Origin of the sequence: Lacimonas salitolerans, assembly GCF_042677865.1 — a bacterium.
Taxonomy (GTDB): Bacteria; Pseudomonadota; Alphaproteobacteria; order Rhodobacterales; family Rhodobacteraceae; genus Lutimaribacter; species Lutimaribacter salitolerans.
In genome coordinates, this window is record NZ_JBHUDD010000089.1 from 1 (window position 1) to 1,592 (window position 1,592).

Sequence of the window (1,592 nt, forward strand, 5' to 3'; positions counted from 1 at the left end):
CAAGCAAATGACCGGAAACCAAACCACCCACACAAACCGCGAAATAGACAAGTTTTAATATGCTTTGGGGGGCGAGGCGCTTGAAAAGCGCCTTTACCTTTCAATATAGGCTTGAATGCCCTCTCCTTGCGAGATGGCATTTCTTACTCGTTCCTTGACAGTTTGTGTAATTGGTTGGCTGGAAAAACTAAAGTAACCCTCAAAAGAGAACATAACGATCCGGTCTCGACCATACAAATAAGACGAGGTTAATCCGGTTTTGCGATAATCCACTGCGTATCCCTGGGATTGTGGGAAAAATGCAGAGTTGAACTTCATAATTTTCTCAACCTGATCTTTAATTTCTTCCGTGCTTAATGCGGCATAACACCCCTGCCGCTTTTTCAAGCTATCCAACACATATCGGTCACAAAGGTATAATCCCGACAAGGCACTGGACAGCAAGAAGTTTTTCAAACCTTCCATGCGCGCAGCATATTCTTGGATTTCTTTCCGATCTCCAATTTCTGCTCGAAGTATCGCTTCAGTTTTAAGGAATTCTGGAATCGTATCGCAGATGTAAACTCTGAAACTCTCAGGATTGGAGGCGGCAACCTCTTCATACATTTTGTTTTCGCTTAGAAAAGCGTCTGGATAAAAATCCATCGTAATGTTTCGCATAAGATTAATTCCATTGGTTTTTAATAAAAAGTAATCAATGTCTGTTTTGAAAAATACGGCTAGTCTGTAAATGCTTCTTAAGCTAGGTAGCCCAAGTTGTGCAGAGAGAATGTTTGAAATAGTTGCTTTGCTCACGCCAGAGTTTTCTGACAGAGCGGACAAGTTTATATTATGATCCGACATCAACTTTTTGAGTTGCTGCGCGAAAAAATCAGCTATTTCACGTTCTGTGTCGATGCTGCTTTTGTTGGTCATGGTGATGATTTTCAGTTTCCAAAACCAAGTGCAATAGTTGAATTCTGCGCCTCTGTTCCGCTGGCTATGCCGAAGGCATGCAGATGGAATGTCTGCGTATACTGGCGGCCTGGCTTATCAACTTCGCTGTTTGCGTTTGCGTGTAACACCTGCACTGCCGAGGGGTAATCATAGGCACCACTATATCTGGCGCGCGCGGGTTTTTTGCCCTGCGCAATGCCGAGAGTCCTCAGGAAAAGTCCCATGCCCTGCTTGCTCTTGCCCTGTTCGCAATTGGCGAGATTTATCCGACGCCCCCCGATGCAGAGGTGCTTGCTTCGTCTGTCCACCGCAACATCCTGCGCGCTGTGAGTGTTATGCTTGAAATTTAGTCTGAGCTGTTGCCCACAACAACTGTGGGTTATCGATACTCGAAAGGCGGTCGCGCTTCAATCCAAAACTTCGATTGCCCCCGTGTGACATCGCGTTTCACCCCAAGCGGTAGTATGATCGCTCACCCCGAATTCGCAAGGTTTCGAATGAAATCATACAAAATCTTGCAATAGAAGGCGACAAGAAACGTTCTTTTCGCAAGCAGAATCAGGATGTTGAGAGTTTTTGGTCCCTTCGCGATTTGTGTGGGTTAAGGCGCACTGGCCTGTTCAGGGTCGCACCAGATGTTGTTGTCACGACGTGAG

Annotated in this window: 2 protein-coding genes; both read right to left on the reverse strand. The window is 45.8% G+C overall.

The genetic code is table 11. The features are described from left to right. Positions 1-93 precede the first annotated feature (93 nt). A complete protein-coding gene (locus ACFTOW_RS13420; RefSeq protein WP_379916544.1) occupies positions 94-915 on the reverse strand; it encodes a helix-turn-helix domain-containing protein in 822 nt (273 codons plus the stop codon). An 11-nt stretch (positions 916-926) separates the two neighbouring features. Further along, complete coding sequence (locus tag ACFTOW_RS13425; protein ID WP_379916546.1) at positions 927-1,160, reverse strand: hypothetical protein; 234 nt, start codon at positions 1,158-1,160, stop codon at positions 927-929. Positions 1,161-1,592 lie beyond the last annotated feature (432 nt).